30 protein-coding genes are annotated in these 25,148 nt (G+C 56.7%); 10 read left to right on the top strand and 20 right to left on the bottom strand.

Features of this window, described 5'->3' with window-relative positions:
- Positions 1–126 precede the first annotated feature (126 nt).
- From K3757_RS14255 to K3757_RS14230, 6 genes are all read left to right on the top strand, one after another.
- Complete coding sequence (locus K3757_RS14255) at positions 127–1,536, top strand: 1-acyl-sn-glycerol-3-phosphate acyltransferase (protein WP_259996440.1); 1,410 nt, start codon at positions 127–129, stop codon at positions 1,534–1,536.
- A 111-nt stretch (positions 1,537–1,647) separates the two neighbouring features.
- The gene (gene ccrA, locus K3757_RS14250; protein ID WP_259996438.1) at positions 1,648–2,928 is read left to right on the top strand and encodes a crotonyl-CoA carboxylase/reductase; all 1,281 of its coding nucleotides are present in this window, start codon (positions 1,648–1,650) and stop codon (positions 2,926–2,928) included.
- A gap of 366 nt (positions 2,929–3,294) precedes the next feature.
- Complete coding sequence (locus K3757_RS14245; protein WP_259996436.1) at positions 3,295–4,017, top strand: autoinducer binding domain-containing protein; 723 nt, start codon at positions 3,295–3,297, stop codon at positions 4,015–4,017.
- Between the two features lie 120 nt (positions 4,018–4,137).
- Entirely contained in the window at positions 4,138–4,773 is a 636-nt protein-coding gene (locus K3757_RS14240) for an acyl-homoserine-lactone synthase (RefSeq protein ID WP_259996434.1), read from the top strand.
- Positions 4,774–4,815: 42 nt separating this feature from the next.
- Complete coding sequence (locus K3757_RS14235; RefSeq protein WP_259996433.1) at positions 4,816–6,366, top strand: ATP-dependent RecD-like DNA helicase; 1,551 nt, start codon at positions 4,816–4,818, stop codon at positions 6,364–6,366.
- The gene (locus K3757_RS14230; protein ID WP_259996432.1) at positions 6,363–7,061 is read left to right on the top strand and encodes an SDR family oxidoreductase; all 699 of its coding nucleotides are present in this window, start codon (positions 6,363–6,365) and stop codon (positions 7,059–7,061) included. Before K3757_RS14235 ends, K3757_RS14230 begins: the two co-directional genes overlap by 4 nt.
- Here the strand turns inward: K3757_RS14230 and K3757_RS14225 are convergent.
- From K3757_RS14225 to K3757_RS14170, 12 genes are all read right to left on the bottom strand, one after another.
- Positions 7,058–7,819: a TIGR02186 family protein gene (locus tag K3757_RS14225; RefSeq protein WP_259996431.1), complete on the bottom strand. Its 762-nt coding sequence runs from the start codon at positions 7,817–7,819 to the stop codon at positions 7,058–7,060. The two genes, K3757_RS14230 and K3757_RS14225, sit on opposite strands and share 4 nt — an antisense overlap.
- Positions 7,819–8,730 (bottom strand): sulfite exporter TauE/SafE family protein, encoded by a 912-nt coding sequence (locus K3757_RS14220; RefSeq protein WP_259996430.1) that lies wholly within the window; start codon positions 8,728–8,730, stop codon positions 7,819–7,821. The genes K3757_RS14225 and K3757_RS14220 overlap by 1 nt, the downstream gene beginning before the upstream one ends.
- 88 nt (positions 8,731–8,818) lie before the next feature.
- Positions 8,819–9,787 carry an ABC transporter permease gene (locus K3757_RS14215; protein WP_259996429.1) on the bottom strand — a complete coding sequence of 323 codons (969 nt, stop codon included), beginning with the start codon at positions 9,785–9,787 and terminating at the stop codon, positions 8,819–8,821.
- A gap of 3 nt (positions 9,788–9,790) precedes the next feature.
- Positions 9,791–10,885 carry an ABC transporter permease gene (locus K3757_RS14210; RefSeq protein WP_259996428.1) on the bottom strand — a complete coding sequence of 365 codons (1,095 nt, stop codon included), beginning with the start codon at positions 10,883–10,885 and terminating at the stop codon, positions 9,791–9,793.
- A gap of 3 nt (positions 10,886–10,888) precedes the next feature.
- On the bottom strand, positions 10,889–12,478 hold the full coding sequence (locus K3757_RS14205) for an ABC transporter ATP-binding protein (RefSeq protein WP_259996427.1): 1,590 nt from the start codon (positions 12,476–12,478) through the stop codon (positions 10,889–10,891).
- Positions 12,479–12,585: 107 nt separating this feature from the next.
- Positions 12,586–13,584 carry a BMP family protein gene (locus tag K3757_RS14200; RefSeq protein WP_259996425.1) on the bottom strand — a complete coding sequence of 333 codons (999 nt, stop codon included), beginning with the start codon at positions 13,582–13,584 and terminating at the stop codon, positions 12,586–12,588.
- Between the two features lie 152 nt (positions 13,585–13,736).
- Positions 13,737–14,153, bottom strand: coding sequence for a GNAT family N-acetyltransferase (locus K3757_RS14195; RefSeq protein WP_259996424.1), 417 nt, complete (start codon positions 14,151–14,153; stop codon positions 13,737–13,739).
- Positions 14,150–14,755, bottom strand: coding sequence for a tRNA (adenosine(37)-N6)-threonylcarbamoyltransferase complex dimerization subunit type 1 TsaB (gene tsaB / locus K3757_RS14190; RefSeq protein ID WP_259996423.1), 606 nt, complete (start codon positions 14,753–14,755; stop codon positions 14,150–14,152). Before tsaB ends, K3757_RS14195 begins: the two co-directional genes overlap by 4 nt.
- A 9-nt stretch (positions 14,756–14,764) precedes the next feature.
- Entirely contained in the window at positions 14,765–15,325 is a 561-nt protein-coding gene (locus K3757_RS14185; RefSeq protein ID WP_259996422.1) for a NifU family protein, read from the bottom strand.
- 89 nt (positions 15,326–15,414) lie between these two features.
- A complete protein-coding gene (locus tag K3757_RS14180; protein ID WP_259996421.1) occupies positions 15,415–15,870 on the bottom strand; it encodes a universal stress protein in 456 nt (151 codons plus the stop codon).
- Between the two features lie 132 nt (positions 15,871–16,002).
- The gene (locus K3757_RS14175) at positions 16,003–16,881 is read right to left on the bottom strand and encodes a branched-chain amino acid aminotransferase (protein WP_259996420.1); all 879 of its coding nucleotides are present in this window, start codon (positions 16,879–16,881) and stop codon (positions 16,003–16,005) included.
- Between the two features lie 23 nt (positions 16,882–16,904).
- Entirely contained in the window at positions 16,905–17,135 is a 231-nt protein-coding gene (locus tag K3757_RS14170; RefSeq protein WP_259996419.1) for a hypothetical protein, read from the bottom strand.
- A 193-nt stretch (positions 17,136–17,328) separates the two neighbouring features.
- Between K3757_RS14170 and K3757_RS14165 the strand changes: the two genes are divergently transcribed.
- Positions 17,329–18,033 carry a M48 family metallopeptidase gene (locus K3757_RS14165; RefSeq protein WP_259996418.1) on the top strand — a complete coding sequence of 235 codons (705 nt, stop codon included), beginning with the start codon at positions 17,329–17,331 and terminating at the stop codon, positions 18,031–18,033.
- On the opposite strand, the gene K3757_RS14160 is transcribed toward K3757_RS14165, so the two are convergent.
- Positions 17,992–18,303 (bottom strand): CBU_0592 family membrane protein, encoded by a 312-nt coding sequence (locus tag K3757_RS14160; protein ID WP_259996417.1) that lies wholly within the window; start codon positions 18,301–18,303, stop codon positions 17,992–17,994. The two genes, K3757_RS14165 and K3757_RS14160, sit on opposite strands and share 42 nt — an antisense overlap.
- A 143-nt stretch (positions 18,304–18,446) precedes the next feature.
- Between K3757_RS14160 and K3757_RS14155 the strand changes: the two genes are divergently transcribed.
- A complete protein-coding gene (locus K3757_RS14155; protein ID WP_259996415.1) occupies positions 18,447–18,797 on the top strand; it encodes a YigZ family protein in 351 nt (116 codons plus the stop codon).
- A 27-nt stretch (positions 18,798–18,824) separates the two neighbouring features.
- Here the strand turns inward: K3757_RS14155 and K3757_RS14150 are convergent, their stop codons facing one another.
- From K3757_RS14150 to K3757_RS14120, 7 genes are all read right to left on the bottom strand, one after another.
- Positions 18,825–19,202 (bottom strand): thiol-disulfide oxidoreductase DCC family protein, encoded by a 378-nt coding sequence (locus tag K3757_RS14150; protein WP_259996406.1) that lies wholly within the window; start codon positions 19,200–19,202, stop codon positions 18,825–18,827.
- Positions 19,203–19,239: 37 nt separating this feature from the next.
- Positions 19,240–19,596, bottom strand: coding sequence for a hypothetical protein (locus K3757_RS14145; protein ID WP_259996404.1), 357 nt, complete (start codon positions 19,594–19,596; stop codon positions 19,240–19,242).
- A 199-nt stretch (positions 19,597–19,795) separates the two neighbouring features.
- The gene (gene rimO, locus K3757_RS14140) at positions 19,796–21,166 is read right to left on the bottom strand and encodes a 30S ribosomal protein S12 methylthiotransferase RimO (RefSeq protein ID WP_259996403.1); all 1,371 of its coding nucleotides are present in this window, start codon (positions 21,164–21,166) and stop codon (positions 19,796–19,798) included.
- Positions 21,167–21,205: 39 nt separating this feature from the next.
- Entirely contained in the window at positions 21,206–21,685 is a 480-nt protein-coding gene (locus K3757_RS14135; RefSeq protein ID WP_259996402.1) for a rhodanese-like domain-containing protein, read from the bottom strand.
- 3 nt (positions 21,686–21,688) lie between these two features.
- Positions 21,689–22,213: a YHS domain-containing (seleno)protein gene (locus K3757_RS14130; protein WP_259996401.1), complete on the bottom strand. Its 525-nt coding sequence runs from the start codon at positions 22,211–22,213 to the stop codon at positions 21,689–21,691.
- Between the two features lie 126 nt (positions 22,214–22,339).
- A complete protein-coding gene (locus tag K3757_RS14125; protein ID WP_259996400.1) occupies positions 22,340–23,125 on the bottom strand; it encodes an SseB family protein in 786 nt (261 codons plus the stop codon).
- Positions 23,126–23,707, bottom strand: coding sequence for a uracil-DNA glycosylase family protein (locus K3757_RS14120; RefSeq protein ID WP_259996399.1), 582 nt, complete (start codon positions 23,705–23,707; stop codon positions 23,126–23,128).
- A gap of 102 nt (positions 23,708–23,809) precedes the next feature.
- On the opposite strand from K3757_RS14120, the gene K3757_RS14115 reads away from it, so the two are divergent.
- Together K3757_RS14115 and K3757_RS14110 are read left to right on the top strand one after the other, a co-directional pair.
- Entirely contained in the window at positions 23,810–24,163 is a 354-nt protein-coding gene (locus K3757_RS14115) for a helix-turn-helix transcriptional regulator (RefSeq protein WP_259996398.1), read from the top strand.
- Positions 24,163–25,080, top strand: a complete 918-nt coding sequence (locus K3757_RS14110) for a cation diffusion facilitator family transporter (RefSeq protein WP_259996397.1) — start codon at positions 24,163–24,165, stop codon at positions 25,078–25,080. The genes K3757_RS14115 and K3757_RS14110 overlap by 1 nt, the downstream gene beginning before the upstream one ends.
- Positions 25,081–25,148 lie beyond the last annotated feature (68 nt).

Raw genomic sequence — 25,148 nt, 5'->3', positions numbered from 1 at the left:
TCTACCAAAATATCGTAACGCGCACCCGTGCACGTGTCTTTCGTGACGCAAATTGGGCTATCAGGTGTCAGTCCGAGATGAATTCTTTATTGCGCCACAGGGATCGGGCCTGCAAGGGTGTGTTCTATGACGCAGACTGTACAGCTTCCACTTTGGCTTTTTGTCCTGATCGTGCTTTTTGCCGCTGTAACAGCGCTGAGCCATTTCCTGCTTCCATCTGTGCGCTGGTTTTTCCGGCGCAGGTTTGAACGTGCGGTGGCGCGCCTGAACCAGCGCCTCAAAAGGCCGATCCAGCCCTTCAAACTGGCGCGGCGACACGACATGATCCAGCGCCTGATCTATGATCCCGAAGTCAGCCGAGAGATCGCAGTCTATGCCGAAGAAAACGAGGTGCCCGAAGCGGTGGCCTTTCAGAAAGCACAGGAATACGCCCGCGAGATCGTCCCGAGCTTTTCAGCTTTCGCCTATTTCAGCTTTGCTATGCGGGTGGCCAAGATATTGGCTGAATCAGTATACCGCATCCGCACTGCGCCACAGAACGACGTGGTTTTTGCCAATATCCCCGATAATTCAACGGCAGTGTTCGTAATGAACCACCGCAGCAACATGGATTATGTGCTGGTCACCTATCTGACCTCCAAGACATCAACACTGAGTTATGCGGTGGGGGAATGGGCGCGGGTCTGGCCGTTGTCTTCACTTATACGGCTTTGGGGTGCGTATTTTATTCGCCGACGCTCTGGCGGGGCGCTCTACCGCAAGGTGCTTTCACGCTACGTGCAAATGGCCACAAATGGTGGCGACACCCAGGCGTTCTATCCAGAGGGCGGGCTAAGCCTGACCGGTGCGCTGCAACCGCCTAAAGTAGGGTTGCTCAGCTATCTGGTCGACGGCTTTGATCCTGAAGGGGAGCGTGATCTGGTGTTTGTACCGGTGGCCATCAATTATGACCGTGTGCTGGAAGACCGCGTGTTGATTGCCGCGCACGCCCGCGGGGATCGTCGCTTTGGAGCGCGTATTTCTGTTGTGGTGAAGTTTATTCTGCGCAAGTTCTGGCAACGGCTGCGTGGGCACGACACCCGTTTCGGGACCGCGGCTGTCGCCTTCGGTGATCCGATCAGCTTGCGGGGTTTCGGAAAGGCCGAAAACGTCGAAGGTCTGTCAGCTGAATTGATGAAGCGGATTGAGACGGTGATGCCAGTGCTTGGGGTCCCGCTGGTGTCAACTGCGCTTACAGATAAAGGCCCGCTTGGCGTGATGGAATTGGAGGCGGCGGTTGCCACGCTGATAGCGCGTGTTCCTGCGCGCAGCATCGCGGTTGATACAGATGCGCTTTCGCGAGAGGTGAAGCGATCATGTATGCATATGCAGCAACACGGCTTGGTCGAGGTGCGCGATGGTGTCTGGTCAATCATGGCAGGACAGGAAGATGCGGTTAAATTTTACGCTAATTCCATCGCGCATTACCTGCGAGAGAGACATAATGATGCTAATGCTGCGGCTGCAAAGCAACTTTCTGCACCTGCGGGGTCATAAAATTACAAAACAAGCCCTCTAGAGGTTGCAATGTTTCGCGGTGAGTCTTAATCAGTCTCATGACGCCGCGATTCTGCACTGCGGCACCCATCAGTTCCTCAGGAGGGCGACATGGCACTGGACACAACAATCGCGCAGTATGAAGCGCCGGAAAAAGACCTTTACGAAATGGGTGAAATCCCACCCATGGGATATGTGCCAAAGCAAATGTATGCTTGGGCAATCCGCCGTGAACGCCACGGCGAACCAAACACTGCAATGCTTGAAGAAGTAGTTGAAGTGCCAGAACTCGATAGCCAGGACGTTCTTGTTCTCGTTATGGCCGCTGGTGTTAACTATAACGGTGTCTGGGCCGCTCTTGGCACGCCGATCAGCCCTTTCGACGGGCACAAGCAGCCCTATCACATCGCCGGTTCCGATGCCGCTGGTATCGTGTGGGCTGTGGGTGATCGCGTCACGCGCTGGAAAGTCGGCGACGAAGTGGTTGTACACTGCAACCAGGATGACGGTGACGACGAAGAGTGCAACGGCGGCGATCCGATGTTCTCTCCTACCCAGCGCATCTGGGGCTATGAGACGCCCGACGGGTCATTCTCGCAGTTCACACGGGTACAGAGCCAGCAGCTGATGCCGCGGCCGAAACACCTGACGTGGGAAGAAAGCGCGTGCTACACGCTGACGCTTGCCACAGCGTACCGTATGCTGTTCGGCCATGAGCCACATGACCTCAAGCCCGGTCAGAACGTTCTGGTTTGGGGCGCTTCCGGTGGCCTTGGTTCCTATGCGATCCAGCTGATCAACACGGCAGGCGCCAACGCGATCGGCGTGATCTCGGATGAAAGCAAGCGCCAGTTTGTGATGGATCTGGGCGCAAAAGGTGTTCTGAACCGCAAGGATTTCAATTGCTGGGGGCAAATGCCCACGGTGAACACACCCGAGTATAACGATTGGCTGAAAGAAGCGCGCAAATTTGGCAAGGCGATCTGGGAGATCACGGGCAAAGGCGTCAGCGTTGATATGGTGTTCGAACACCCCGGCGAAAGCACCTTCCCTGTCTCGACACTTGTGGTCAAAAAAGGCGGCATGGTTGTGATCTGCGCGGGCACCAGCGGGTTCAACTGTACCTTTGACGTCCGCTATATGTGGATGCATCAGAAGCGCCTGCAAGGCAGCCACTTCGCCCACCTCAAGCAGGCATCAGCTGCCAACAAGCTGATGATGGAGCGTCGTCTGGATCCGTGCATGTCCGAAGTCTTTGCGTGGAACGATCTGCCCGAGGCGCACATGAAGATGCTGCGCAACGAGCATAAACCAGGCAACATGTCAGTGCTGGTTCAAGCGCCCATTACAGGGCTGCGCACCCTCGAAGATGCGCTGGACGCGCGCAAATAACTTCGGCCACTGAGCTAAGAATTAACGCCCCGTAGATCGCCATCGGTGACTGCGGGGCGTTTACGTTTCTGAAACCAGTTTAATGCGATCAAAGCGATAGAAACCCGGCACCCGCTATTATTGGGGAGTGGGAATACGTGAATAGGAATGCAACCTTAGGACGTGTTAATATCATGTTAACCTTTTGTTAACTATTTGTGAGGAAAATCGAGATGCGGAATGACTGGATATTGGATGTTCTTGCCGATTTGAGGAGTTTCGCGGCGTCGAATGATCTGCCGTTACTTGCAGAACAGCTTGACGATACTGCATTGGTGGCTGTCGCTGAGTGCAATGCAAGAAATGAGAGGTCAGCGAAGCAAGAGCATGGCCGAAACAACGAGCCGACTGGACTACATACTGTCAACCTTGGAGCAGGCGGAGTCTCTTGATGGTATGCAGCGTGCTGTAGAGGCGCTGAGAGAGCACTTTGGAATCAATCATTTGGTCTATCATTGGGTGGACTCAAAAGGTGATCAGTACGGGTGCGGTACATACTCTGACGAATGGCAACAAAAATACCTTGAAGAAAACTACCTGCGCGTGGATCCAGTTGTTATCGGATGCTATCAGCGGTTCCACCCCGTTGATTGGAAGCGGTTGGATTGGTCGAGCCGCGCCGCGAGGGAATTCTCGAAGGTCGCTGCAGAATTCGGGGTCGGCAATCAGGGATTTTCCGTTCCTGTGCGTGGCCCGAACGGCCAGTTCGCATTATTTACCGTCAACCACAGTTGCGATGACGAAACTTGGGCGGATTTTACCGAAGAAAACCGGAGCCAGCTCATACTCATCGCCCACTTCTTCAACGAGAAAGCACTCGACCTTGAGCCGGGTCGTAAGCCCGAACAAAAGCAGGCACTTTCCCCCCGTGAGGTTGACGCCATGACGCTTTTGGCGGCCGGATATAGCCGCGCGCAGGTTGCTGATACGCTTTCAATTTCCGAACATACCCTGCGTGTGTATATCGAAAGCGCACGTTTTAAACTGGGGGCTGTCAACACAACTCATGCAGTCGCACGCGCGATCAGCCGTGGTTTGATCGTCGTTTGAACCCTTATAATAAACCACTCTGGCGCGTGTATTCGAGCTAACGCTCTAGCCGTTAACGCATTTTTAAGCGGCCGTTAACTAATATCTCCAGACAAGTAATTATCATCTGGGGACTGAAAAATGCTGCGCTATTTATATGCTGACGACTTAAAAAATTATCCGCGTCTTGCCAATGAAATGTTCATTCACCGGGCCGACCAATTCCGCACGCGACTGGGCTGGGATGTCAAGGTTGATGCCCGCGGCCATGAGCGAGACGAATATGATGACCTAAACCCGCTGTATGTCATTTGGGAAACGCCCGAAGGGGGGCACGGTGGTTCAACCCGGTTTTTGCCGACGACGGGACCGGTCATGGTCAATGACCACTTTGGCCACCTTATTGATGCGCCGGTCCGCAGCCCTTTGATTTGGGAATGTACGCGGTTCTGCATGTCGCCTGGGCAGGGCCCGAATGTCGCGGCAGCCCTGATGCTGGGCGGTGGCGAATTGATGAAAGGATTCGGTGTGCGCCACTTTGTCGGCGTGTTTGACGCCCGTATGGTTCGGATTTACAGCCGCGTTGGTTCTTCGCCAGAGATTCTGGGCAGCATCGGTGAGGGCCGCGAACAGATCAGCGTAGGTTTGTGGGAGTTTGAGGCCGAGGCTCAGAAAAGGGTCGCTAGCCGTGCAGGCATACCACCAGCACGTAGCCGCGAATGGTTTGAGCGTTCTTTTGGCTACGCACCACAGATGGAATTTGCGGTAAGCGCTTGAACGGCACTGGCCCCTGTCGGGTCATGGGCCTAATGTCTGCCCATGACCAAAGATATCTCCAAAGACCTCATCTACTCTGACGATCAGGCCGCCGCCCATGATGCCGTCTGTGCCATGCTGAAATCAGCTGGCATCAGTCTTGAAGATGATCTGCTGATGCCGCCCAAAGGCGGCAAAGCGCAAGTTATGGCTGTGACTGGTAAGGCGGGGTCTGGCAAGACTTTGCTGCTGGCCGAACTCTACCGCGCCTTGGAGCAGGCGGGTGTCGATATCGTGTCAGGCGATTATGAAGGTAAGAAGCGCAAAGACAAACGCACGCTCGCGATCCTTGCACCCACGAACAAAGCGGCAAGCGTGCTGCGTTTGCGCGGCGTGCCTGCCACCACGATTCACCGAATTCTGTACACGCCGGTCTATGATCCCGAATATGAGCGGATTGCAGAATGGTTAGCAGGAAACGGAGAGCGTCCCGTAGATGTAGAAGGGCTTACCGATATCGCGCTAGACCGCGCAGAAGCCTTTTATCAAGGTAACAAATCCATCCCCGGTGCGCTGGCAGCGGCCGGTTTGCGCGGCAGTGATTTCATCACCGGATGGAAGCGCCGCGAGGAACCTTTGGATATCGGGTTTGTGGATGAATCCTCGATGCTGGATGACAAACAGTTCGAAGACCTCAAAGAAATCTTCCCGACTCTGCTCCTGTTCGGTGACCCTGCCCAGCTTGCGCCCGTGGGGCAGTCCGGCACGATGGTATTTGAGAAATTGCCAGAAAAACGCGTGATGAATCTGAACCGGATCTTCCGGCAGGAAGCGGACAACCCGATTCTGGATCTTGCTCATGCGTTGGCGGACCCCGATATCGGTTTTGAACAGTTCGAGCGAATGGTCGAAGACGCATCCAAGCACGATGACCGCGTCGTCTGGGGCCAGCGCGTAGAGGTGGATTTGATGGCGCGCAGCCCTGTGCTGGTCTGGCGCAACGCCACGCGTATCCGGCTGATCAACGCATTCCGCAACGTCCATGGTGCGCCAGAGGATGCGCTGGTAGAGGGGGAGCCGCTGATTTGTGACGGGATTGAATTGCCTTTGAAACATCGCAAGAAACGGTTGGACCTTGAAGCGCGAGGCCTGATCAAGGGCGCGCAGGTTGTCTATCTTGGGGCAGGGCGAAAGCCGGGGTTCTCGCGTCTGCACGTCATGGGGGCCGAAGACCCGCAGGTAAGCGCAGCCAGCATTGTGAAAATCGAAAAGCCCGACGAGGAAGAGCCATTTATCCCCTTTGCCGCGCGCATGGGGGCGACATTTCTGCATGGCGCGGCAGTCACCATACACAAAGCACAGGGCAGCCAGTGGGACACAGTGCAAGTTTTTGCACCTGACCTTTATGCTGCCGCGCGTATGGGCCGAATGGAAGCGGGCCAACCGCTCTGGAAGCGGCTGGCCTATGTTGCCATCACCCGCGCACAAGAACGCTTGATCTGGGTGGTCCGGAACCGGCTATCCAAACCATCCTATGCACTGACCGTTGATGATCTGCGTGCAGCACCGGTTGCCGCGCTCACGCTTGACCCCACTGAAGAGGAGTACGGATGAAATCTGTCATCGTCACAGGCGCAAGTTCGGGCATCGGGCGCGCCACTGCAGAGGCGTTTCTTGAAAACGGCTGGCGGGTCGGCCTGATCGCACGCCGAGAAGCACAATTGCAAGAGGTTGCTGATGGCCGCGAGATGGCGGTCGTTTTACCTGCTGATGTAACGAACGCCTCCGCGATGGCCGATGCATTCGCGCGGTTCGGCGAAGTGGATGTGCTGTTCAACAACGCGGGTATCTTCGGCCCGTCAGCACCGATAGATGAAGTCGCGCTGGAAGACTGGGCGCAGGTCTTGGCGGTTAATCTCAACGGGATGTTCATCGCAGCACGGCTGGCCTTTGGGGCGATGCGCGCGCAAGGGCGCGGCGGTAGGATCATCAACAACGGCTCAATCTCTGCACATACGCCGCGCGAGAATTCGGTCTGCTATACCACCACCAAACACGCAATCACCGGGCTGACAAAGTCGCTGGCACTAGACGGGCGGCCGTTTGATATCACTGCGGGCCAGATCGATATTGGGAATGCTGAAAGCGAGCTTGTCGCGGGGTTGAAGGCCGCGAACCCGGATATGCACACGATGGATGTCCGGCACGCAGCGCAGTCGGTTCTGCATATGGCCGAATTACCGCTTGGCGCGAATGTTCCCTTTATGACCGTGATGGCGACTAAGATGCCCTATCTGGGAAGAGGCTAGCGGCGCAGAAGGCCGAAGACGGCTGATGCCCCCCAGCCGGCCGCGATGGCAATCGCCAAGGAGAGCAGCCCGTAAAAGAAGGACTGTTCGCGGCTAATGGTGAACAGCCAACGCTCCAGCCCGACTTTGCGCACATAAATGCTTGTCTCATATTGCGAGACGACGTTGCCGCCACGAGTGAGAAAAATTCGTGTCTTGTAATCGCCTTCGGTCAGCGCGGCTGGCAGGGCAATGGCGGTCCGAAACAAGGTTTCTTCATCCACACTAATGGTGCTTTGGTTCAGCTGGTACTGGTTAGACTTTGATTTGATGCGGATCAGCGCTTGGGTAAATGTCTCGCTGTCTGCGATGCTGGCAGGCGCTCCTACCGAGCGGATCGCACGGGGAATCGAGATTTTGTGGCGCACATCCTCGGTAAAGCTAAGCGCCTCATTCAGGGGGGCACTGGTCGATACGGCATAGAAGCTGGGCGCGCTGTCGATCTCCACCGCGTCCGTATTCACCCAAATGCCAAAGCGCTTTTCTTTGCGGCGAACAGTTTTCGTCTCGGACGGTCCGGCCACTGTGACAATAACCTCCAGCGGCGGCTCCGCCGGAATAGGGGCTTCACGCTTGACCGCACCAAAAATCAGGATCTCGGAGCCATCAAAGTTGGTGTTGATTGAGACAGTGTCACTGCTCAGCCCTAGCACAACCACTTCGGCCATCGCCGGAAGGCTGGCGAGTGACAGACAAAGAGCCGCGATGAGAGAGCGCATCAGTGGCCCCCCGCCGCAATTGTATAAAGCTCGGCTGGTTCAAGCAGCAGTTCAAGGGCAAGCTTGCCGCAGACGATAAGGACCATAAGGGCCAGCAGGATGCGCAGTTGCTCGGCCTTCATTTTAACACCAATGCGGGTCCCTATCTGAGCGCCAACCACACCGCCCAAAAGCAGCAGAACCGCCAACACGATATCGACGGTGTAGTTCGTCGTCGCGTGTAGCATGGTGGTGAAAGCGGTCACAAAGATGATCTGGAACAAGGATGTTCCTACCACAACCTTAGTCGGCATGCCCAATAGGTAAATCATGGCAGGCACCATGATAAAGCCACCCCCGACACCCATAATTGCAGCAAGGATACCAACGGCGACCCCCACAATCAGCGGCGGGATGACAGAGATATACAGCCCCGATACGCGAAAGCGCATCTTGAGAGGTAGACCGTGAATCCAGTTGTGTTTCTTGCGCTTGGGCGCTTTGCCTTTCTTCACGTTGCGGATCGCGTTCAGGCTTTCGAAGAACATCAGCCCGCCGATCACACCCAGGAAGACAACGTAGCAAAGCTTGACCAGCAGATCGACCTGACCCTGCGCTTTGAGGTAGTTAAATACCATCACACCGAGGGCCGCACCGAACAGGCCGCCGATCAGCAGCACTGTACCCATCCTCAGATCCACCGTCTTCCTCTTAAAATGTGCAAGCACGCCGGAGAATGAGGACGCAACGATCTGGTTTGCTTCGGTGGCAACAGCAACGGCGGGTGGAATGCCGATAAAGAACAAGAGCGGCGTCATCAAGAAACCGCCGCCCACACCAAACATACCTGACAAGATGCCCACAATCCCACCGAGCCCCAACAAGAGGAAGGCATTAACCGACACTTCGGCGATGGGAAGGTATATTTGCATGGCTCGTCCTTAGGCCTCGCTGTCAGTTAAATCAATGATCGAAACGTTGCACAACTGTCGAGGTCTTATCACTTGTCGTGATCTGGCCTTATCGCTCTTTGACATAGGGTTCACCTCCTGCGCGGGGCGGAATGGCTTTGCCGACAAAGCCAGCTAGAATGATCACGGTCATAACATAGGGCAAGGCGGCAAGCAGTTGGCCTTGTACCTTCATGCCGATCAGCGCTTCGATGACATCGGGTCGCGTTTCAAGGGCACCGAACATACCGAAGAGCAATGTCGCATAAAGCGCGTGCCATGGACGCCATTTGGCAAAGATCAAAGCAGCAAGCGCAATGAAGCCCCGTCCGGCGGCCATGTCTTTGACAAAGCCAGCCTGCAACGCTGTGCTGAGGTATGCGCCGGCAATCCCGCAAAGGATGCCGCAAATGCCCACAGCGGCAAACCTCAGCCCCACCACTGATACACCTGCGGTATCGACAGCAGCGGGGTTCTCACCCACTGCACGTAAGCGTAGGCCGAACCGTGTGCGGAATAACAGCCACCACGTGAAGGGGACCGCGGCAAAGGCGACATAAACAAGGATCGAATGGCCAGAGATCAGTTCAAAATAAAGCGGGCCGATCACCGGAACGTCGCGCAATGCGTCTGCAAATGGCAGGGTGATAGGCTCAAACCTGCCTTTACCGATCAAGGAGGGCGTGCGCCCACCCTGTTTGAACCATGCCTGTGCGATGAGAACTGTCAGGCCAGCGGCAAGGAAGTTGATCGCCACACCGGAAATCAATTGGTTGCCGCGGAAGGTGATGGAAGCGATGCCATGGATTGCGCTCAGCGCCAGAGATGCTGCAATACCGGCCAATAGCCCGATCCAGACAGAGCCCGTCATGGCTGCGATCGCGGCAGAGAAAAATGCTGCCGCCAGCATCTTGCCTTCAAGCCCGATATCGAAAATGCCTGCTCTTTCGGAATAGAGACCGGCGAGACATGCCAGAAGCAGCGGCGTGGCAAGCCGCACGGTTGAGTCGAGAAGCTGGAGGAGGGTGAGATAATCCAAGGCTCAGGCCTCCTTCTTGCGCAGAGCAAGGAACAGGCGTTCCAACGGCATACGCACCATATTGTCGAGCGCGCCGGTGAAAAGGATCACCAGTGCTTGAATGACCACGATCAGCTCACGCGGGATAGATGTCCAAAGCGCCAGTTCGGCACCGCCCTGATACAGAAACCCGAACAGGATCGCTGCGAAAAACACGCCCAAAGGATGAGAGCGGCCCATCAAAGCAACGGCGATACCGATAAAGCCGGCACCTTCCACAGAGTTGAGAACCAGACGTTCGGCTTCGCCCATCACATTGTTGATGGCCATCATCCCCGCCAGCGCGCCCGAAATCATCATGGTGACCATGATGATCTTCACCGGCGGCATGCCAGCATAGCGCGCAGCTGATTCAGAGAACCCGAAGGAACGGATTTCATATCCCAACCGGGTGCGCCAGATCAGGAACCAGACGAAAACACAGGCCAGAACAGCGACGATCAGCGACACGTTTGCCGGTGCAGATTTGGAAAATGCGATGCCGAAAGGCGCCAGCATTTCATGCAGGGTGGGCAGGTGGACCGTTTCCGAGAAGCGCGCCGTGGCGGGGTCCATTGACCCTTTGGGGCGCAGGACGTTGACCAGCACATAGTTTAGCAATGACGCCGCGATGAAGTTGAACATGATCGTCGTGATAACGATATGGCTGCCGCGTTTCGCTTGAAGCCACGCAGGAATTGCAGCCCATGCCGCCCCGAAAAGACCCGCAGCAACCGCAGCGCCGATCAACGCCAAAGACCAGTGCGGCCAAGGAATGTACAGACAGGCGAGTGCCACACCCAAACCACCAAGTGCCGCTTGCCCTTCACCGCCGATGTTGAACAAACGTGCGTGGAAAGCCACGGCTACAGCTAATCCGGTGAACATGAAATTCGTGGCGTAATAGAGGGTATACCCCCAGCCATAACTTGATCCGAGCGCGCCTGTCACCATGAGCTTGACCGCCGCAATGGGGTCTTCGCCAATCGCGAGGATCACAAGCGCCGATAGCAACGCCGCCAGCAAAAGAGAAATCAGCGGCACAAGGATCACCTCGGCCCATTTTGGCATCACATCCATTGCTCAGGCGCTCCCTTCGCCGACATGGGCAAGGCTCGCCTGAACCTCCTCCACTGTGTGCGGCTTTTGCGTGTCGGTGATGCCTGCCATGAGCAGACCCAGTTCTTTTTCGTCAGTTTCCGTGGGTAAACGTTCCCCCATGATCTGACCGTCAAACATTACAGCGATGCGGTCGCTGAGCGCCATGATCTCTTCCAGCTCAACCGAGACCAGCAGCACCGCTTTGCCTTTATCGCGCAGGGCGATGATCTGTTCGTGAATGAATTCGATTGCGCCAATGTCGACACCACGGGTCGGCTGGCCAATGAGCAGCAGATCGGGATTCCGTTCGATCTCGCGGGCCAATACGATCTTTTGCTGGTTCCCGCCGGAAAAGTTTTTGGCGGCCAGTTTCGGATCGGGGGGACGCACGTCAAAACGCTCCATCTTGCCAGCCGCGTCCTCGCGGATGGCGGCGTTGTCCATCAGGATGCCGGATTGGAACGCAGGATCGTTGTGATAGCCGAAGGCAACGTTTTCCCATGCGGAGAAGTCCATGATCAGTCCTTCGCGCTGGCGATCTTCTGGAACATGCGCAATGCCCCGCGCGCGGCGCGACTGCCCGTCAGAGGATTTTCCCGTGAGGTCCAGCGGCTGGCCGTTGACAGTGATGCTGCCGGTGCCATCCGCATAGCCGCCCAGAACCTCCAGCAGTTCTGACTGGCCGTTGCCTGCAACGCCCGCAATTCCCAGCACTTCGCCGGCGCGGATCGATAGGTTGATCCCCTTTAGCCGCTCCACACCTTTGTCGTCGCGCACGTGCAGGTCTTTGACTTCCAGCACAACATCTCCCGGGGTTGCCGGGGTCTTGTCCACCCGCAGCAGAACCTTCCTGCCAACCATCAGCTCAGCCAGTTCGGCGGGCGAGGTCTCTGACGTCTTTACGGTTGCCGTCATCTCGCCACGGCGCATCACGCTGACAGTGTCGGTGATCTCCATGATCTCGCGCAGTTTATGGGTGATTAGGATAATTGTTTTACCCTCTTCGCGCAGACGGCCCAGAATGCGGAATAGCTGATCGGCTTCAGCTGGTGTCAGCACGCCCGTCGGCTCGTCCAGAATAAGAATGTCGGCCTGACGGTAGAGCGCCTTCAGGATCTCAACGCGTTGTTGCATGCCTACGCCAATGTCTTGAACCAGCGCATCCGGTTCAACGTTAAGACCGTAGTCATCAGCCAGCTCAAGAAGGGTGCGACGGGCTTTGGCAATCGACGGCTTGAGGAGCCGGCCATCTTCTGCACCCAGAATGATATTTTCCAGAACAGTGAAATTTTCCACCAATTTGAAATGTTGGAAAACCATGCCGATACCGGCGGCAATCGCGGCCTGACTGTCGGTGATATTGGCCTTCTGACCACTCACAAATATCTCTCCCTTATCGGCTTTGTAAAAGCCGTAGAGAATAGACATGAGCGTTGATTTGCCCGCGCCGTTTTCGCCGATGATGCCATGAATCGTTCCGGGCATTACGCGGATTGAAATATCCTTGTTGGCCTGCACGGGGCCGAAGGCTTTTGAAATGCCTTTGAGTTCAATCGCAGGAGCGTTGGTCATAAGGGCTGTCCTTCACACCGGGTGGCGGCGAGGCCGAAAGTCTGGGGTTAATTGAATAGGGCCGCGTTGAAATGTCAACGCGGCCCCCAAGTTAGTGTGTCCGCAGCTTAGAAGTCGAGCGCTGGGCAGCTGTCGTTGGCGTAATAGGAAGTTACTTCCACATCACCTGCGATGATTTTCGCGCGCGCTTCATCAACGGCCGCTTTCATCTCTTCCGAGATCAGCGAGGCGTTGTTTTCATCCAGAGCGTAGCCAACACCATCTTCGGCAAGGCCAAGAGTGAAAACGCCTGTTTCCACATCGGTGCCTGCTTTCAGCGCGTCATAAACCGCAACATCCACACGCTTGAGCATGGAAGTCAGCACTTTGCCCGGGTGCAGGTGGTTCTGGTTGCTGTCTACACCGATGGACAGGATGTTGCTATCGGCAGCCGTTTGCAGGACGCCAACGCCTGTACCGCCCGCAGCCGCGAACACCACATCGGCACCCTGAGAGATCTGGGCGGTCGTCAGCTCGGAGCCTTTTACCGGGTCATTCCAAGCGGCAGGCGTGCTGCCTGTCATGTTGGCAACAACTGTGGCGTCTGGATTGGCAGCCTTGACGCCTTGGGCGTAGCCGCAGCCAAAGTGACGGATCAGCGGGATATCCATGCCGCCGATAAATCCGACTGTGCCGCTTTTTGTGGCCATGCCGGCAAGCATACCAACCAGATACGAACCTTCATGTTCGGCAAAGCCGATCTGGCGGATGTTTGGCGCTTCCAGCCATGTCACGTCGATGGCGACGAACTTTGTGTCCGGATAGTCAGGCGCAACAGTCGACAGCGGATCTGCCATCGCAAAGCCCATGGTGATGATTGGGTTCGCACCCGATTCAGCAAAGCGGCGCAGGGCCTGCTCACGCTGTGCTTCGGACTGAAGCTCGATCTCGCGGTATGCTTCACCGGATTCTTCCGCCCAACGCTGCGCACCAGAGTAGGCTGCCTCGTTGAAGGATTTGTCGAACTTGCCGCCAAGGTCAAAGATCAGGGCCGGTTCGGCCAATGCTGCACCGGCGCTCAGCGCGGTCGCAGCGACTGCGCCGAGGAATTTTGTCATAAGGGTCATAGATGTCTCCCAGTTTTTGTTGGTGGGGCCGGGGCCATTTAATTGGCTCTGCTGCCCGTTATTGCACGCTTGCGCGCCGCTGCGGTAAAGTTTCGGCGCGGATGGGGGCAGGGTCAACCGGATTCTGGTGCTGGACGCGCTTCGGGCATGTATTAACCTCGCGTAAGCGCCTTTGTCATTAGCACAGCGTCTGCTGCGGGGCCGCCTGCGCGCGCATAGTAGGCTTTTCGCAGGCCGCTACGCGTAAAACCGCTTTTTTGATAAAGTGTTAGCGCGCCAAAATTGTCAGCGGCGACCTCTAGAAAAGCGACGTCTGCGTGCTGGCTTGCTGCTGAAATCCACTCAGCCAAAAGACTGTGCGCAATACCGTGACGTTGATGGTCTGGCGACACCGCAAGGGTCAAAAGCTCTGATTCTCCGGCGAGCGTTCGCGTGAGCGCGAATCCGTCCGGCCTGAAAATCACATCAGTATGGGGCTGGGCGGCAAGAGCCGCAAATTCATTTCTGCTCCAGCCACGGTCGTGCACAAAGGCAGCCGCATGGATCTGCGCCATGCGTTCTGGCGTCACGGGACGATCTGCGGTGGTGCGTCGCGCGCAGGGGCGGCATCTGCGGCGCGCAGATAAAGCGGCGCAGGCGCGTCAGTGGTTTGCGCAAATCGCGTTGCAGTGATCCTGGCGATCGCGACTGCCACAGGAAGCGAGGGGTTTGCGCCGTTTGCGCCAATCACAGGCACGTCTGACGGTAGGTCCGCGAAGTGGACCAATGCGGGTGAGGCCAACGTGTCGGTCTCATAGCCTTGGGCAAAAACCGTTTCCCGGCGTGCATCGACAGTGCAGATTGCTGGACCATGCGATCCAAGGCGCAAAGCGTCAAACGCGCTGACGCCCACCGCCGGGATGTTGAGCGCAAGCGCCAGACCACGCGCGGCGGATACTGCGATGCGAATGCCCGTGAAATTTCCCGGCCCTATGCCCACGCCGATGGCGTCAAGCTGATGCATCTGCACGCCTGCTTCGGCCAGCAGTTCTTCGGCAAGCACAAGCAGCCGCTCGGCCTGACCTTTGGCCATCGGTTCTTGTCGGCTTGCCAACACGTCATCGCCAGCAATAACCGCCACGGCACAATGTGCGGCGGCGGTATCAAGAGCAAGTATTAAGGGAGCGCGCATGAAATCCGGTCAGGCGACGGGACGAACTTCAGTCACTTCGGGGATGTAATGCCGCAGCAGGTTTTCGATGCCCATCTTCAGCGTCAGCGTGGATGAGGGGCAACCGGCGCAAGCGCCCTGCATATGCAGATAGACCACGCCACGGTCAAACCCGTGAAACGTAATGTCGCCACCATCTTGCGCTACGGCCGGGCGGACGCGGCTGTCGAGCAACTCTTTGATCTGGCCGACAATCGCGCCGTCTTCGCCGTCATGCTCAGCATGGCCTGAGCTGGCAGTGTGATCCGCAGCCATGACAGACTGACCCGACTGGAAATGCTCCATGATCGCGCCCAGAAGGCCGGGCTTGAGGTGATCCCACTCAACGGCATCTGCTTTGGTGACGGTCACGAAATCCGTTCCGAAAAACACGCCGGTAACACCTTCTACGGCGAAAAGGCGCGTGGCCAGCGGTGAGCCGGAGGCCGTATCGGGCGTTGGGAAATCAGCGGTCCCCATTTCCAGGACCGTCTGGCCTGGCAGGAACTTGAGCGTTGCAGGGTTCGGTGTGGATTCTGTCTGGATAAACATTGGGCGTGGCCTCCGTCAGGGTTCCTTCTGATATGCGGATGCACCGAAGGGATGTCAAGGTGTCTGGAATCGTTCTAAACTGATAGGCGTCAGGTGATGGCTTCCAGCTTTTCTTTGCTTAGGTCGCCCGGAACGATGGTGATGGGCACAGGAAGGTTGCCCGCAGTGCGACTGAGTTGGGATACCAGCGGACCCGGTCCTTTGCCATCCGTGCCAGCGCCCAGAACAAGCACACCGATGTCGGGGTTCTCCTTGATGTGGGCCATGATTTCGTCCACGGACTGTCCCTCGCGGATAACCAGCGTGGGTTCGACACCCTGCCGGTCGCGCATCCACTTGGCAAATACTTCGTAATGCACTTCGATCCGTTCACGGGCTTCTTCGCGCATGATGTCGCCGACCCCGATCCAGTGGTTGAACTCCTCCGGTGGAATCACAGCCAATACTTCGACGCCGGCACCGGTTTTCGACGCGCGCATCGCAGCAAAACGCATGGCGTTCAGACACTCTCGGCTGTCATCGAGGATCACAAGAAACTTGCGCATGGTATTCTCCCTGGTTCGCTGCAGATCATGGCGCGCAGCACAGCGTCATGCAATTGGCTTTTACAGGTAACGCCGCGCAATGCTGAATTCGCGCGGCGTGGGCCTTGCACCAAGCATATCTGTTTTTGGTAATCAGGCGGGTTCGGAAGCGGCCCAGTCCCAATACATCTCGCGGACGCGTTGGGTGACGGGGTTGCCGTTGCCTCCGACACGGTAGGTCGTATCGTCGAACGCCTTTATCGGTGTGACCTTCATCATGTTGCCGGAAAGGAATACTTCATCCGCGGCATGAAAATCCTCAAAGCTTAGCACGGCTTCATGCACCTTTAGCCCCTCGGCACGCATGTTGACCATATGTCTTGCGCGCGTGATGCCGGCAAGGAATGTGCCGTTAGGCACAGGTGTGAACACTTCGCCGTCTTTGACCATAAACACATTGGCAGACGCGGATTCGGCCACGTTACCGATTGCATCGGCCACCAGCGCATTGCCGAAGCCCTTGCTTCTGGCCTCGGCCATCATGCGGGCGTTGTTGGGGTAAAGACAGCCTGCTTTCGCATTCACAACATTGTCTTCCAGCACCGGGCGGCGGAACCGTGTCCGTGTCAACGTGGACGCGGCCTCTGGCGGCACCATCGGTATCTGCTCCAACGATATGGCAAATCCTGTCGCATCCTTAAGCGGGACAATCCCAAGCTCGTCTCCCGCAAGTGCCCAATACATGGGCCGGATATAGACCGCAGCATCGCGTGGATATTGTGCAAGGCCTTCGCGCACGATCTCTACCATCTTCGCGGTTTCGACAGTGGGCGTGATCATCAGCGCGCGGGCAGAGCGGTTGATACGTGCGCAATGGGCTTCCAGATCAGGGGCCAGCCCGTCGAACAGCCGCGCGCCGTCAAATACTGTGGTGCCAAGCCAGGCACCGTGATCAGCCGCTTTCATCACACTTAGATCGCCGTTGTGCCATGTGCCTTCGAAATAGGTGCGGATGTTGGTGCCGGTGGCCATAAGACTGTCCTGTTGATGTGCGCCTAAGGCGCGCTGTGATAGATGCCTTCGGGCAAATTTAAAGCTGCGGCTAGGTCACGCAGCTGGTTTGGCGATAAGGTGATCTTGCACAGGCTGTCGGTCTTCGGGTCCCATTGCTCGATCGTGATCTGGCTGGCAAACGCATTCAGAACTACGTCCTCTCGCAAGGGGGTTTCGCCCTCGTCGACAAGGGTAATTACGGAGGCGTCAAATTCGTGCTCAATTGTAAACATGCAGAGAGGATATCTTATCACAGGCCGCTTGCAAGCGCCTGATTGCAGCCGTGCTTTGCGGCGCAACGTCGCGCATCGTTGTAACCGTAGCGTGATCGGGCTGGTTCCCGTCGCAGGGCGTGCTAAACTAATGCGCGAATAAACTTTGCGCCGGACGATCAGCGCTTTTTTGAATTTTAAGGAATACCAACGGATGATATCGCGCTTTTTTGTGGTCCTGGGTCTTTTGGCAGCACTTGCCGGGTGCGAAGTAGTACCAGTCGGCTCCACCGGTCCGGTCGCGACCACGACGCCATCGCAACCGGTTGTACGCAGCAGTGCGCGTAGCTTTGTTCAGGTGGTTGAGACGTTAGAGCCTGTCGCCGAGCGTGAGTGTCGCGCCCGCACGCAGAACATGAACTGTGATTTCAACATTGTCGTGGATGACCGCCCCGGTCAGCCTGCGAACGCCTATCAGACTGTTGACCGTCAGGGCCGCCCGATCATCGCGTTTACCCTTGCGCTGATTGCGGATGCACGCAACGCCGACGAGCTGGCTTTTGTTATGGGGCATGAGGCTGCGCATCACATTTCCGGCCATATTGCCCGCCAACAGCAAAATGCCGTTGCCGGCGCCGTGATTTTTGCGGGGCTTGCCACGCTCAGTGGGGGAGACGCAAACACGGTCCGGTCCGCGCAAGAGTTGGGCGCGCAAGTTGGTGCGCGCAGCTATTCAAAAGACTTCGAGCTTGAGGCGGATGCCTTGGGCACGATCATCACCAAAAGAGCAGGCTTTGATCCGCTCCGCGGTGCTGAGTTTTTTACGCGTATCCCCGATCCGGGCGATAAATTCCTGGGCACGCACCCGCCCAATGCATCACGCATTGACACCGTGCGCCGGACTGCTGCCGGGCTCTGACCGGCGTTTGCGGGATCGCCTCAGGTGCAGCGCGATCCCGATCAAAGACATGGTGATCCAGAATATCTGGATCATTGCAGCGGCGAGGTTGAAGCTTGTTGTCAGACCGATAAGGACTGAGCTGGCAGCCGTCAAATTCATGAGCAGATACTTAAGCGAATGGCCTGAAATGACCCGTAGGGTGAGCAGCGAGTAGGTCAGCACGTACAGGCAAAATCCGCCAATACCTATCAATTCGGCCGGAGCCGTTGTTGCGATATCAAAAGGCATGTATTCTGATCCCGATATTAAATGTTGATCTTAAAAAGGGTCTTTGAAATCGGTAGTTCGAAAGGCGAAGTTAAAATATTCTTCGCCCTTAGCGAGAAGTATCGCGCAAAAGCCTATCTCGACCAAGTAGGGTATTCCTGACCATGCGTAAGTGCGGCGTCATTCTGACGGATCGAGGCAGTAAATACGCGGTTTCAGGATGTCCGGTGACCAGCCGAGCCGAAATTGACGCAGCTGTCAAAGCGCTCAAACGCGACAAATCCTATGCCAAAGCCACGCATAACACGTGGGGCGCATTGTTGCCCGATGAGGGGCCGATCAAGGCAGATGATGGAGAAAGCGGCGCAGGAATGGTGATCTTACGAATGCTAGAACGCGAAGATTTCACTGGCCATCTTGTCGTCGTCACCCGCTGGTACGGCGGCAAGCACCTTGGCGGAGACCGCTTCCGCCACGTGCAGACTTGTGTGCGTCATTACCTTGATGCGCTTTAGGCTTAAACTCCGCGAACGCCGCTCTCTCTAGGGCATTTTGCGTTTCTGCCGCACAAGGTGCCATCGGTACAGCAGCGGAGCCAAGACAAAATCATAAAGCTTACAGGCCAAGAAATGGACGCCGGGCAGATTCACCACCGTTGCCAGCCATCGCATTTGGGGAATCTCACGCCACAGCAGGACAAAGGCGGGAATGCCGCTGTAAATCTGCCCACCTTTGCGCAGATGCAGACGCTTTGCTGCGTCTTTTTCCGAAATACCCCAATCGGCCAATTGCTCGGCGCTGCCCAGATCATGGTACCCGATAGAGAGGTTCTGTCGCGTGCTAAGCTTTGCGTAATGGTCAACCTCCCGCCGACAGATCGGGCAGGAGGCGTTGTACAGAACTTCGACTTTATTACTCATACCCCAAACCTAGTGTAAGTCTGGGGCGATACCAGCACTAGCGTGCTTTATGATGATCAATCCACCGCGACATGAGCGCACGGTCGCGGAAACACTCAGGCGGTACCTGCGTATGCTTCAGCCGTGCAATCCGCTCCGCAAAGCCGACCTGCTTGGAAGAGGGGTAATCGTTGAAAGCGCTCGGCGCGGGCTTATGCGCGTCGATCCATTTCGAAAGCCGCGTTCGGTCTTGCATGATGTCTGCGGGCAGGGGGGATTTGGTTTTTTCCGCAAGCACCTTCGCGTACTCAATTTGCTTTTGGGTTGCTGCAACAGGTTTCGGCAGCGGTAACTCTGCCTGTTTAGCAGGTGTCACAGCCTCGAAAAGATCGTCAAACGTCGTTTGGTAGGACATGGGGTGCTCCCTGTTCTTGCTATTGTTAATATAGAACATAGGGGGAACATTTCAAGGTTTATCGTTAATACGCTCATTCAGAGGGGGTGGATATGGCGTGAAGTAGCCGAAGAAATTTGTGCATCGGAATTTCCGAAGCACAATTTAGTTAGGATTTGGATGTGTTTAGGTGAACGCGTACTTAGGCGTGAACGTGTCGCTAGATGACGCGCCCCCACAGATCATATTCGCCTGCTTCCTCAACTTCGACCGTCACAATGTCTCCGACTTTCAGCTCTTCAAAGCCTTCGTCGATGAACAGGTTACCGTCAATTTCGGGGGCATCGGCCTTGGTACGGCAGGTGGCTGCGTCTTCGTCGATCTCGTCGATGATCACGTCCATACGTTGGCCAACTTTTGCTTCCAGCTTGGCTTCGGAAATTGCTTGTGCCTTTTCCATAAACCGGTCCCAGCGCTCTTGCTTGACCTCGGCAGGGACATGATCCGGCAAGGCGTTTGACCGCGCGCCTGCGACGTTTTCGTACTGAAAACAGCCGACCCGATCAAGCTGGGCTTCGTCCATCCAGTCCAGCAGCGTCTGGAATTCGGCCTCCGTCTCACCCGGATAGCCAACGATGAAGGTCGAGCGCAACGTGATGTCGGGGCAAATGTCGCGCCACGCCGCAATCTCGTCCAGCGTTTTTGAGGCTGCGGCCGGACGCGCCATCCGTTTCAGAACATCCGGATGGGCGTGCTGGAACGGGATGTCCAGATAGGGCAGCACCAGCCCGTCGGCCATAAGCGGGATCAGCTGGCGCACGTGGGGATAGGGGTAGACGTAGTGCAAGCGCACCCATGCGCCAAGCGACCCCAGATCCCGCGCCAGATCGGTGATATGAGCGCGGTGTCCGCGATCTTCGGCGTGCTTGATATCGACGCCGTAGGCTGACGTATCCTGAGAGATCACCAACAGCTCTTTTACGCCATTATCCACCAGCTTTTCGGCCTCGCGCATGATGGCGTGGGCGGGACGGCTTTGCAGACGGCCACGCATATCGGGGATGATACAGAACTTGCATTTGTGGTTACAGCCCTCGGAGATCTTGAGATAGCTGAAGTGGCGCGGCGTAAGCGAGACACCGGAAGCGGGCAAAAGATCGATAAACGGATCTGGTGACGGCGGCACGGCGGTGTGCACGGCGTCCAGCACCTGTTCGTACTGGTGCGGACCCGTCACAGCAAGGATGCGGGGATGGTGTTCGCGGATATAGTCAGGCTCTGCGCCCAGGCACCCTGTTACGATCACTCGGCCATTTTCGGTCAGTGCTTCGCCGATGGCATCAAGGCTTTCTGCCTTTGCGCTGTCCAGAAATCCGCATGTGTTCACAATCACTGCATCTGCACCGGAATAGTCCGGTGAAATTGCATATCCTTCGGCGCGCAGGCGCGTCAAAATCCGTTCGCTGTCCACCAGTGCTTTGGGGCAGCCAAGGCTGACCATGCCAATGGTTGGCTGGCCGCTGCGCTTGGGCTCGGAGAAGGTCGCGCGTGGCGCGAGGTCAGGGCGGATGTTCGGAGGATTTGTGCTCATCCCTGCGCTATAATCCAACCGCCGCAGTTGGGCAATTGGTCACGCATCCGCCACGGGCAGGCCCAAGGCGAGCCAGCCCGGTCCCGCGCCAGAGCCAAGCATTCCTTCGGGAACGTCCACGACGTTGAGAAAACCAGCGTCTGCCAGACGTTTGGCAAAACGGCGTGAACGCACCCCGCGCGCGCAGATCAGCGCAACCGGCGCTGTCTTGTCTGGGACCAGACCCAAAAGTTTTTGAACGAAATCAGGGTCACGCATGTCTAAGGGTGTAGCCCCTTCTGGCACGCCGGTGCGGGCCCATTCGTCAGGGCGTCGGATGTCCACCAATGTAACGGCTCCGGATACTGCCGCTGCATGGGCCTGCTGAACGCTCAACGCGCCGCCCTCAAGATTGCCACTGGTGTTATACCATCGTGCAGCCGCAATTCCGCCTACGGCCAAGGCGCCAAACAGTACACCCCGCCGCGCAATCGCGCGACGAGGTGACGGCCGATCAGGAGAGGGGACACCTGATGTCACAGGTCAGCCTTTTGGCGCTGCTGACGAGAAGTCCGGAATGGGATTTTCCGAGGCGGGCTTTGGATCAAGGCTGGGCCAGTTGCCTTCGGACAGCGTCAGATTGCCGGGAATGTCCTCTTCCCAGAAACCAACCACGTTTTTGGTGATGTTCAGATACAGCTTGTCGTCAATGATGCGCCACAGGTTCGGATTGCCCGGAACTTTGCCACCCTTTGCCACGCCGTAAGCGCAGTGGCCGTCATATTGCGGAACATATTTGTCGGGGTCGGCCAGAAACGCTTCGCGGTTTGCTTCCGTTGAAAAGGCAAAAGTGGCGCCATTGTAATCGGCTGTGATCGCCTTGTTGCCCGCAACAGGCGCTGGCTGTGTTTGGCCCACTGGATTTTGCGGCAGTGAGAAATACGCAACGACATCATATCCCGACACGGCAAAGCCTGTGTCATCCACGAATTGCTCACCTGCAAAAGAGGCGCTGGCGATCGCAAGCGCGGTCGCGGCGGCGGCGATGGAAAAGGCAAAACGGTTCATTTAACTCTCCTGATGCTGGACTTCGTTGTCCTATGCTCAGGAAGGTAGGGAGGGTCGGGCGCGTTTGCATCTCGCATTTGCGTGATCTCTCGCACCCGTGAGCGGGTGTGTGCCGAAGCCGCCCGATTATTTCAGAATTGGCGGCGCATCGGGGTCGTTGCCCGGCATACGGGGCGTTTTCTGTAACGTCTCCATCTGTGGCAGATCGAATCGCAGACCAACACGGGTGAGTTTTGCAACAGTTGGATCAGTGTGATTGAAGAATCCTACATCCATTGCGCCAGCTTCAATGCCAGAGAACGTCAACGCTTCTGATGCGGCACGTACAAGCGCATCCTGCGCGCGCGGAATTGCGTCAATGAAAGCCAGCAAATGCCCGCGGCCACCGCCAGAATAGGCCACGCCGACCAAAAACGCATTAGCGGCCATGCCTGTCGCCGTCGCAAGCTTTGCATCGATGGCTTCGATCAGGCTTTCGGGCAAACCTTTGGGGGGGAGCACCGTTTCGATCTTGGCCTCAACTTCTGCCGCTTGATGTGTCAGCGTTTCCCGCAGCCATTCCACAGCTGTGTCAGGTAGCAGGATCGCGGAGGGGGCTACATCCATGTTCAGCGCAATGCCTAAAGGTTGCCCTTCCAGCATGGCGGCCACGTTGCGGCCCGACAGGGCAACATAGGCCGCCGCATCACCTGCATATTGCGCAAGGCGCTGAGCCCGATCAAACGCCAGCAAATATTGCGCGCCGGCCAGTTCCAGCAACTTAGGGTTGATCTGGTCGTCCTGCGGTTCCTGCTCAAGCAGCAGGTACAGTTCCACATCTGCCATCCTTTCATAAAACCGCAGACGGGCGGTGTCGTTCTCGGGGGTGGCCAGCATGGCGGCGTGGGCTGTGTCCAGCGGAGTCGGTTCCATCTACATTACCTCGGCAACAGCGGCTTGCAGGCGGGGGATGACCTCTGCCTCGAACCACGGATTTTTCTTTAACCAACCCGTATTGCGCCATGACGGGTGTGGCAAGGCGAAGGTGCCCGCGGGGTGCTGATCCCAATCGCGCACCGCTTGGGTGACAGTTGTGAATTTCGGCAGATGATAGCGCATGGCGTGACCACCGATAAGAACGGTCAGGCGCACATCGGGTACCATTTCCAACGCCTGCTTGCGCCATGTTTGCGCGCAAACCGGCGGTGGCGGCAGGTCACTGCCTTTTGCATTGTAGCCTGGAAAGCAAAAGGCCATCGGGATTATGGCGACCCTGCTTCGGTCATAAAAGGCGTCTTCGTCCAGCCCCAACCAAGTGCGCAGGCGGACGCCAGAGGCATCCCAGAAAGGCGTGTTCGCCTTATGCACCTTCATACCCGGTGCCTGCGACGCAATAAGAAGCCGCGCTCCGGACTCAAACCAGACCACCGGATTGGGCCGGTGTGAAGTGGCGGTTAATGCAAAGCGTTCGGCGCACAGGGTACAGCCGCGCAGATCGTGGCGGATATCATTCATACCTTGCTAGGTAAGGGAGCAGATCACTTTGCCAAGGGCAGAAGATTTCCCAATCCCTGAAATCGCCTTGAAGATGCCTTTCATTTCTATATTTTTAGAAATATGAAACTGGAATCATCAATCAATGAAGTCACCCTCGCCGCATCCGGCTTTGCCGCCCTCGGGTCCGAACAGCGCTTAACGGTCTTGCTTGCGCTCGTGCGCGCAGGTCCGTCCGGCCTGAGCATCGGGTCGCTGGGGGATGTAACAGGTGTCACCGGCTCAACTTTGACCCATCACATGAAAATCCTCGCAGCGGCCGGGCTGGTAGAGCAGACACGTCAAGGCCGCAGCATCATCTGTGCGGCAATCGCCTATGAGCGGGTGCGCAGCCTGTCGCATTTCCTGCTGACCGAATGTTGCGCGGACGCAGAAATCCCTTGTCCCGATCACGCACAAACCAAAGGAAAACCCTGATGAGCAAGTCTCACCATCATCACCACCACCACGTTGATCCGGACGCGGGAGATGCAAAGATCGCGCTGGCTGTCGGTGTGAACTTGCTGCTGACGCTGGCGCAAATTGTTGGCGGAATATTCGCCGGTAGCCTGTCGCTTATCGCCGATGCTCTGCACAACCTGTCTGATGCCGTGTCGCTTATTATCGCCTTTGTCGCTCGTAAAATAGGACGCAGACCAGCGGATGCTCAGATGACTTTCGGCTATGGCCGGGTCGAAGCAGTGGCCGCGTTGATCAATTACACCACTTTGATCGTTGTCGCACTTTATCTAGTCTTTGAGGGGATCATGCGTTTTTTCCAGCCTTCCGAAGTGACAGGCTGGATCATTGTGGTGATTGCGGGGGTTGCGCTGTTGATCGATCTGATTACGGCGGCGCTGACTTACCAGATGTCAAAAACCAGCATGAATATCCGCGCTGCGTTTCTGCATAATCTTGCTGATGCGCTGGGCTCTGTTGCGGTGATCGTGGCTGGTACGCTTGTGATCTTGTTCAACTGGCACTGGGTAGATCCTGTGGTGACGCTGCTCATCGCAGGCTACATTCTATGGCAGGCGGCGGCTGAGATGCCTGCCGTGATGCGTCTGCTGATGTTGGGCGCTCCGCCAGATCTCAATGCGGTAGATGTGATTGATGCCATGTCGGAGCACGCGGGCGTCGCGTCAGTACACCATGTGCATCTTTGGATGATGGGCGAGCATGAAAACGCGATCGAGGCGCATGTCGTCTTGGCCGCACAAGGCGACCCCGCTCTGATCCGGACGGGTTTGCAGCAGATGCTCAAGGACCGTTTCGAGCTTGGCCACAGCACGCTTCAGATCGAAGAAAACGGGTTTGTCTGCGCACAAAGCCAACGTCGGCTTGGCCATGCATGATCAACAGGTATTTTCCCCGCAGGCGGCGTTGTACATTTGTTTCCCCATGAGACATAATATCGTCAAAA

The organism is Sulfitobacter sp. S223 (assembly GCF_025143825.1).
Lineage (GTDB): Bacteria > Pseudomonadota > Alphaproteobacteria > Rhodobacterales > Rhodobacteraceae > Sulfitobacter.
The sequence above is the reverse complement of the archived record's forward strand: the minus strand, read 5'-3'. Positions and strand labels throughout refer to the sequence as shown.

Coding starts and splice junctions, on each gene's coding strand:
- K3757_RS14175 (WP_259996420.1), bottom strand. CDS start 16,881: ATGGCCACCGGCACCAACATCCGCACCTATTTCGAAGGCACATGGCAC.
- K3757_RS14115 (WP_259996398.1), top strand. CDS start 23,810: ATGAAACTGGAATCATCAATCAATGAAGTCACCCTCGCCGCATCCGGC.
- K3757_RS14110 (WP_259996397.1), top strand. CDS start 24,163: ATGAGCAAGTCTCACCATCATCACCACCACCACGTTGATCCGGACGCG.
- K3757_RS14220 (WP_259996430.1), bottom strand. CDS start 8,730: ATGCAAATATACCTTCCCATCGCCGAAGTGTCGGTTAATGCCTTCCTC.
- K3757_RS14245 (WP_259996436.1), top strand. CDS start 3,295: ATGGCCGAAACAACGAGCCGACTGGACTACATACTGTCAACCTTGGAG.
- rimO (WP_259996403.1), bottom strand. CDS start 21,166: ATGAGCACAAATCCTCCGAACATCCGCCCTGACCTCGCGCCACGCGCG.
- K3757_RS14145 (WP_259996404.1), bottom strand. CDS start 19,596: ATGTCCTACCAAACGACGTTTGACGATCTTTTCGAGGCTGTGACACCT.
- K3757_RS14155 (WP_259996415.1), top strand. CDS start 18,447: ATGCGTAAGTGCGGCGTCATTCTGACGGATCGAGGCAGTAAATACGCG.
- K3757_RS14230 (WP_259996432.1), top strand. CDS start 6,363: ATGAAATCTGTCATCGTCACAGGCGCAAGTTCGGGCATCGGGCGCGCC.
- K3757_RS14225 (WP_259996431.1), bottom strand. CDS start 7,819: ATGCGCTCTCTCATCGCGGCTCTTTGTCTGTCACTCGCCAGCCTTCCG.
- K3757_RS14205 (WP_259996427.1), bottom strand. CDS start 12,478: ATGACCAACGCTCCTGCGATTGAACTCAAAGGCATTTCAAAAGCCTTC.
- ccrA (WP_259996438.1), top strand. CDS start 1,648: ATGGCACTGGACACAACAATCGCGCAGTATGAAGCGCCGGAAAAAGAC.
- K3757_RS14170 (WP_259996419.1), bottom strand. CDS start 17,135: ATGTTTACAATTGAGCACGAATTTGACGCCTCCGTAATTACCCTTGTC.
- K3757_RS14130 (WP_259996401.1), bottom strand. CDS start 22,213: ATGAACCGTTTTGCCTTTTCCATCGCCGCCGCCGCGACCGCGCTTGCG.
- tsaB (WP_259996423.1), bottom strand. CDS start 14,755: ATGCGCGCTCCCTTAATACTTGCTCTTGATACCGCCGCCGCACATTGT.
- K3757_RS14180 (WP_259996421.1), bottom strand. CDS start 15,870: ATGCGCAAGTTTCTTGTGATCCTCGATGACAGCCGAGAGTGTCTGAAC.
- K3757_RS14255 (WP_259996440.1), top strand. CDS start 127: ATGACGCAGACTGTACAGCTTCCACTTTGGCTTTTTGTCCTGATCGTG.
- K3757_RS14125 (WP_259996400.1), bottom strand. CDS start 23,125: ATGGAACCGACTCCGCTGGACACAGCCCACGCCGCCATGCTGGCCACC.
- K3757_RS14235 (WP_259996433.1), top strand. CDS start 4,816: ATGACCAAAGATATCTCCAAAGACCTCATCTACTCTGACGATCAGGCC.
- K3757_RS14165 (WP_259996418.1), top strand. CDS start 17,329: ATGATATCGCGCTTTTTTGTGGTCCTGGGTCTTTTGGCAGCACTTGCC.
- K3757_RS14120 (WP_259996399.1), bottom strand. CDS start 23,707: ATGAATGATATCCGCCACGATCTGCGCGGCTGTACCCTGTGCGCCGAA.
- K3757_RS14185 (WP_259996422.1), bottom strand. CDS start 15,325: ATGTTTATCCAGACAGAATCCACACCGAACCCTGCAACGCTCAAGTTC.
- K3757_RS14150 (WP_259996406.1), bottom strand. CDS start 19,202: ATGAGTAATAAAGTCGAAGTTCTGTACAACGCCTCCTGCCCGATCTGT.
- K3757_RS14210 (WP_259996428.1), bottom strand. CDS start 10,885: ATGGATGTGATGCCAAAATGGGCCGAGGTGATCCTTGTGCCGCTGATT.
- K3757_RS14160 (WP_259996417.1), bottom strand. CDS start 18,303: ATGCCTTTTGATATCGCAACAACGGCTCCGGCCGAATTGATAGGTATT.
- K3757_RS14240 (WP_259996434.1), top strand. CDS start 4,138: ATGCTGCGCTATTTATATGCTGACGACTTAAAAAATTATCCGCGTCTT.
- K3757_RS14200 (WP_259996425.1), bottom strand. CDS start 13,584: ATGACCCTTATGACAAAATTCCTCGGCGCAGTCGCTGCGACCGCGCTG.